4 protein-coding genes are annotated in these 5577 nt (G+C 58.3%); 1 reads left to right on the top strand and 3 read right to left on the bottom strand.

All coding sequences use genetic code 11. The annotated features are described in order from the left end of the window. Nucleotides 1–31 precede the first annotated feature (31 nt). Genes AC3A5Z_RS24065 through AC3A5Z_RS24055 form a run of 3 tightly spaced genes read right to left on the bottom strand, consistent with a single transcriptional unit; the run spans nt 32 to nt 3105 of the window. A complete protein-coding gene (locus AC3A5Z_RS24065) occupies nt 32–1027 on the bottom strand; it encodes an acyltransferase family protein (RefSeq protein WP_487521800.1) in 996 nt (331 codons plus the stop codon). After that, a complete protein-coding gene (locus tag AC3A5Z_RS24060; protein WP_487521799.1) occupies nt 984–1949 on the bottom strand; it encodes a glycosyltransferase family 2 protein in 966 nt (321 codons plus the stop codon). Before AC3A5Z_RS24060 ends, AC3A5Z_RS24065 begins: the two co-directional genes overlap by 44 nt. Further along, the gene (locus tag AC3A5Z_RS24055) at nt 1942–3105 is read right to left on the bottom strand and encodes a glycosyltransferase family 2 protein (protein WP_487521798.1); all 1164 of its coding nucleotides are present in this window, start codon (nt 3103–3105) and stop codon (nt 1942–1944) included. Before AC3A5Z_RS24055 ends, AC3A5Z_RS24060 begins: the two co-directional genes overlap by 8 nt. 349 nt (nt 3106–3454) lie before the next feature. Between AC3A5Z_RS24055 and AC3A5Z_RS24050 the strand changes: the two genes are divergently transcribed. Continuing rightward, a complete protein-coding gene (locus AC3A5Z_RS24050) occupies nt 3455–5233 on the top strand; it encodes an ABC transporter ATP-binding protein (RefSeq protein WP_487521797.1) in 1779 nt (592 codons plus the stop codon). Nucleotides 5234–5577 lie beyond the last annotated feature (344 nt).

Raw genomic sequence — 5577 nt, 5'->3', positions numbered from 1 at the left:
CCGGCCACCCCAACCGTAGCGCCAAGACCCGTCATGCACTAAGATTAAACCCGGACCACTCCATAGGGGCAGGCCACGCGGGCGGCACAAAGTAGTGGTAAACGTAAAGCCCGTATGAAATCTTTCCGATGTGCACAAGCGCAGGATGAGCCAGAAACGCAAGATCTGCGCCTTTCGCGGCAACGCACTGGCGCACCAAGCACGCAGCAGCGACCGAGATCACCAAGGGCAGCAGAACCCAACTTAGGATCATGGGCTTGTCATGAAAGAAATCAGGCAACGGGGCGCTGAGAAGGAGGACAGCGACCATCAGGACGACAAGGTATCGCCGATCAAGGAACAACCGGTCCAACCAACACAGAGCTGGCGTCCTCATTGTTACGGCGACCAGCGCCCCCGCCGCGAGGCTGTCGATCTGTCCCGGAAGCAGGACATTGATAAACTCGCTTGCGCCCAGCACAATCAGCATGCGGAAGCTTGGGGCAAAGAACAGGCAACCTAGAATAATGGGAAGCAACCACCGTCGGGGAGCCAGAACCACCGCCGGGAACCAGAGCAAGTAGAACTGCTCTTCCACCGCCAACGACCAAAGATGTCCAGCACCAACCCACTGCTCTCGAACAACGATCAATACGTTCGACAGGTAAAAACTGTGGGCCCACCAGTCGATCGGCATGCCCGAAATGCCCAGAGCGGCCGCGACGGCGATCGCAAGATAGAACGGGGGGGCCAGCCGTAGGAACCGGCGAATGAAGAACCGAACAGCGAGCGTGCCGCTTGTCGCACTGCCACGTTGCCGCAACAGGATCGAGGTGATCAGGAAGCCGGAGAGCACAAAGAATGTCCTTACGCCGACCATTCCGGGCCCCCAGCCACGAACGAGCTCGCTGTAAGTGAAATGTTCGGCGAAGACAGCCAGCACTGCCAGCGCCCGCAGCCCGTCCAGCCGTGCATAGTAAGGCAAGCTGGCGGCAGACCGTGCTTCAGACATCGGACGGTCGCGGTGCAGATTCGGGCGATGCGGCATCGACGCTCCTCAATTGTGAGTGGTGCCCCGCGGTCGAGGGTTGGATCCAATAAGCGCAGAGACCTGCCAGATTCGCGCGCACCGTCGATTGCCAAGTCAAACCAATCTCCACATTGAAGAGTTGCCCGCCGAACTTTTCCATAATTGCCAGCCGAAGCGACCAGTAGAGGTGCTTCAAAAGCCAGAACTGCCGGAGATACTTGCTGTAGAGCGCGCCGTTGGCGAAGGCGTAGCTTCGGTTCAAGTCATCAACTTCGACAAAGAGCTTGCGTCCATGGTCGTGGAGGACACACATGTCGGGGACATACTGGATTCGCACCCCGGTCAGATGAGCGCGGATAATGTAGTCAGTGTCCTCTCCCGCGCGGAAAGGGGCGCCTGCGCCAAACAGCGGGTCGAACTCACCAATTGTGGCAACCACCTGTCGCGAAACCGCAAAGTTGCAGCCAGGAATGAACCCACCTGGATGGATCGAAACGTCATAGTCCTTTGCTTCGACTTCATCTTTGATGGTGAAAGGCAAATCATCTACGTCGGCAAGCTTGACCCGGCCCCCAATGAACAAGCTGTCATGGCGCTGCGCTGCGTGACGTTCCAGATCGGCGAAATAGGCGGCATCCATAATGCAGTCGTCGTCGGTAAAGACCAACACGCGGCCGCGCGCGAGTTTAATACCTGCGTTACGTGCCTTGGACAGGCCGCCCTCCGCCAGCTTGACGAACCGTCCCCGCCCTCGAGCCAGCCGTAAGACCTCGTCCTTGTCGAGGGCTAGGCAGGGCTGGCTGAGATTTTCCAGCACGATGATTTCCACCACCATCGCGGCACATGCTTCAGCGGCGCGGGTGATCGCGGTGACACAGCGCAAAAGCTGTTTTGGGCGGTCGCGCGTGCAGACGATGACACTGACGTCACACTCATGCATTGGCCGGAACCAAGGCGGGCTGAGCGCGCGTGCTGACAAACGTCGCAGCAAGGGCGGTGATCGTGTCATGAGAGGGAACGACCTTGCGGACATCGCGTGAGGCCAGGGCCCTGACAATGCCCAGGTTTGCCGCCAGCGCCGCGTATCCGATCCTACCAAGCGAAGGCGAAAGACGTGCAGTCCACAAGATGGGACGTTCGCGGCGGCGGATCCTGTCCCAATGACCACTCTGCTCCACGAAGGCACTAGCCAGTCCGTAGTCCTTGGAATGGCATATATGAGAGAAGAGGAAGTAGAAGGTTCCGGTGATGGCGATCTGGAAGGCGCGCCGTGATCTCTCTGGCTGAAGCGGCAAAAGAGCGTCCAGCCGACGGATTAGATCCGCGGCGCAGGCAATCGAGAGGGGAGATAGTTCGTCAGCAATTCTGCCAAATCCCGTGTCGGCAGCTGACGGATAGAACCGACGCAAGCCTTCCTCGACGATGGTGACATGGGATCGCACCATGGTCGCCATCCGCATGACGCTCACGCTGTTCTCGTGCAGGCGATAGGCGAGGAGCGGTTCCGCGGTCTGCGCCACCTTGCAACGATCGGCGATCCGGCGGAACAGATCAAAATCCTCAGCGCAGGGGTAGGCCTCGTCATAGTGCAGCATCCCGTCAGGAATCCTGCTTCGCCGGAGCATGACGGTGGGATGCCGAAGTATGGTGCAGAAACGCGAGAGGATGCGCAGGTCACTTGTCTCGGTCGCATCGGCCTTGCCCCGAGGCAGCAGGCGACCACCGGAATATATTGTGTCAAAGAAGCAACCGCTTAGTGCAAGATCAGGGTCAGCATCAAACATGCGAAGCTGGGCACTGATCCGTCCGGGATACGCGATATCATCTGCATCCATCCGGGCGATAAAATCGCCAGAAGCACTTTCAAGCCCCTCATTCAGGGTTGCGATCAGGCCGCGATTCTCACGCTCTACTAGAATGACACGGGAGTCCTGTGCAGCAGCGCGGCGGAGGATCTCGGATGAACCGTCTGTTGATCCATCATTTAAAGCAATGATTTCAATATTATGATGGTCTTGCAGCAGGAGGCTGGCAAGGGCCAAAGGGAGATACTTTTCTGCGTTGAAAACAGGCAGGATGATCGAAACTTGCGGCAAGAAAACCTCGGCTTATTTAATCCCGAGCAACCACTTCAACAAATTCGGACAACGGGTCAATAGCTTCCAATCAAGTGAAGAAAATTAGGCGTAGCACTCCCGTTTAAGAAGTGCTTCGCGCCACCTAAGCGCGATATTTTACTCTAATACGCGATTAATATCCTGCGCCCGCAATTTTAAGATGTGAAGCGCAGTATGAACCACCGCGGCTCTTCTCGGAATTGTGGCCTTCCAAATAGCACATCCTAGGGATGAATACCTTTTCGATCCGGTTTTTCAATGCTAGAAGAGAAGTTGATTTTAATACAGCGGGCCGTGTTTCGCGCTAAGCACAAGATTAGATTGAATAATGATCCTAGGTTCCTATCTGCATCCAGCTCTTGTCGACACGATCCGCCCGTTCCGCCGCCACATTCCCGGCGTAGTGCTGCTCGGGTTGCTTGCCACAGCCCTCGAGGGGGTCGGGATCGGGCTGGTCATTCCTCTCCTGGATGTCGTGATGTCGGCCAATCCGACAGTGCAGGGCTGGATGCCGGGACTTCTCGCGTCGGTCGGAGAGTCCGTAACCCCTGCCCAGCGGGGTCTGTTCATCGGCATCGCAATCCTAACGATGGTGATCCTCAAGAACGTGGTGGCCTACTGTAACGGCCTGCTTCAGGCGTGGATCTATGGAAAGTCCGGCCATGGTCTGCGCGAGCGGCTGTCACGTAAGCTCGTAGCGATGGACGCCTCCTATTGCCTGACGCAATCACCCTCGCGGCTTCTCAACATCATTTCGAACGAAAGCTGGCGCACCTCGGATGCCGTAGCTGCTTTGCTGTCTATCCTGGTCTCCAGTGCCGCCACGCTGATCTTCCTGCTCTTTCTCTTCTTTCTGTCGCCGCGTCTGACCATTGTCGTGCTTGTTGGTCTTGCCGTTATTCAGGTCGCGCATGACCGCCTATCGAACCACTTTTCCCGTCTCGGCCGCGAGATCACCGAGCAAAACCGCGGGCTTGCTGGTCGTATGCTGCACCACATCAGCGCTTGGCGGCTGATCCGGCTCTTCAACCGCGAGGAGTTTGAGATCAACCGCTTCTCAGAAGCATCGGATAGGGTTCGTCAGACCGCGCTGAACCTGCAAAGCCGCCAGATCGCCGTCGGCCCCCTGACCGAGGTGGCGCATGCGGTGCTGTTTATGGTCGTGATCTATACGGCCTGGGGGGTGGGAGTGTCGTTTGGAACCGCGGCCGCCTTCATCATCCTGCTGTATCGGTTGCAGCCACAGGTCCGCCAGATCCAGAGTGCGCTCTCCTCGCTGCGGGGGTGGAACGGCTCGCTGGACGAGGTTCAATGGCTGCTGAGCGCGCGCACGTCGCCCGCGCGCCCACCGGGCGCCCTGCCCGCACCGGATCTCCGCGACGGCATGAGCTTTCGCAATGTTGGCTACAGCTACGTTGCGGAAGGTCGGGACACCGCCGCCTTGTCGGACGTCTCGTTCGATATCCCGTCTGGCACCTCAGTTGCAATCATAGGCAGGTCCGGGTCGGGGAAATCCACCATTGCCAACCTGATCTGCGGCGTGATCGACCCGGACGAGGGAGAAATCTTGCTGGACGGACTGCGGCTGGACCGGATCGATCGCTCCTCTTGGCTAGGAAAAATTGCGATGGCCAGCCAGGAATTGGAGCTGTTCGATGGCAGCATCGCTGAGAATATCCTCTATGGCGCGCCTGGCGCAGACATGGCTAAGGTTTACGCCGCCGCAAAGGCTGCAGATGCCGACAGCTTTATCCACACTTTACCAGAAAATTACGAGACTGTAGTCGGTGACCGTGGCTTGAACCTCTCTGCCGGCCAGCGCCAGCGGATTGCACTTGCAAGGGCCTTGCTCAGGGACCCGCGTCTGCTGATACTGGACGAAGCCACCAATGCGATGGACATTCTTTCGGAGGCTGCGGCTCTCAAGGTTCTCGAGAGCCGGAAGGGGAAGAGCACCACGATTGTCATCAGCCATCATCTTTCGTCGATCCGCCTGTGCGACAGCTATATTCGGGTGAACGAGGGAAGGATCATTGCTGCGGGCCCGACCACCGCCTTCGACGCGGGCTCCCTTGAAGACATGCTGAGCGGCGCACTGGCGGGATAAGATCAGCGCCCGGGTGACGGATGCGGAAAGCTTCCTTGGTCCGCACGTGCATCACCCCTGTCAACCGGGATGTGCTTATTGGGGGTGCCGTGCAGAGGGCTTGCCATCAGCTTGCTGTGTCATTGCATCGCGGCGGATCAGGCACAAAGGGGCCGCCGTGATGTCGATCCCAGCCGAGATTATCAAGTCGGTGAGCATTAGGATCATCGCGATGCCCCCGCTAATCGGCTGCGAGCGATCTGGCTGCCGGGGGTCAGGGCACCCGCCCCCGGCTACTGCACCAGCTTGAAGTAATCCGCCTGATAGTTCGCATCCATGCCGGTGCCGCAGAAGCCCATCGACAT

The sequence above is a fragment of the Cereibacter sp. Soil_C_27 genome (assembly GCF_057657095.1).
Note: the sequence above shows the minus strand (reverse complement) of the source record. Positions and strands in the feature narration are given on the sequence as shown.

Excerpts from the sequence above, each read along its gene's own strand:
- AC3A5Z_RS24050 (WP_487521797.1), top strand. The coding sequence starts at position 3,455 with ATGATCCTAGGTTCCTATCTGCATCCAGCTCTTGTCGACACGATCCGC.
- AC3A5Z_RS24065 (WP_487521800.1), bottom strand. The coding sequence starts at position 1,027 with ATGCCGCATCGCCCGAATCTGCACCGCGACCGTCCGATGTCTGAAGCA.
- AC3A5Z_RS24060 (WP_487521799.1), bottom strand. The coding sequence starts at position 1,949 with ATGCATGAGTGTGACGTCAGTGTCATCGTCTGCACGCGCGACCGCCCA.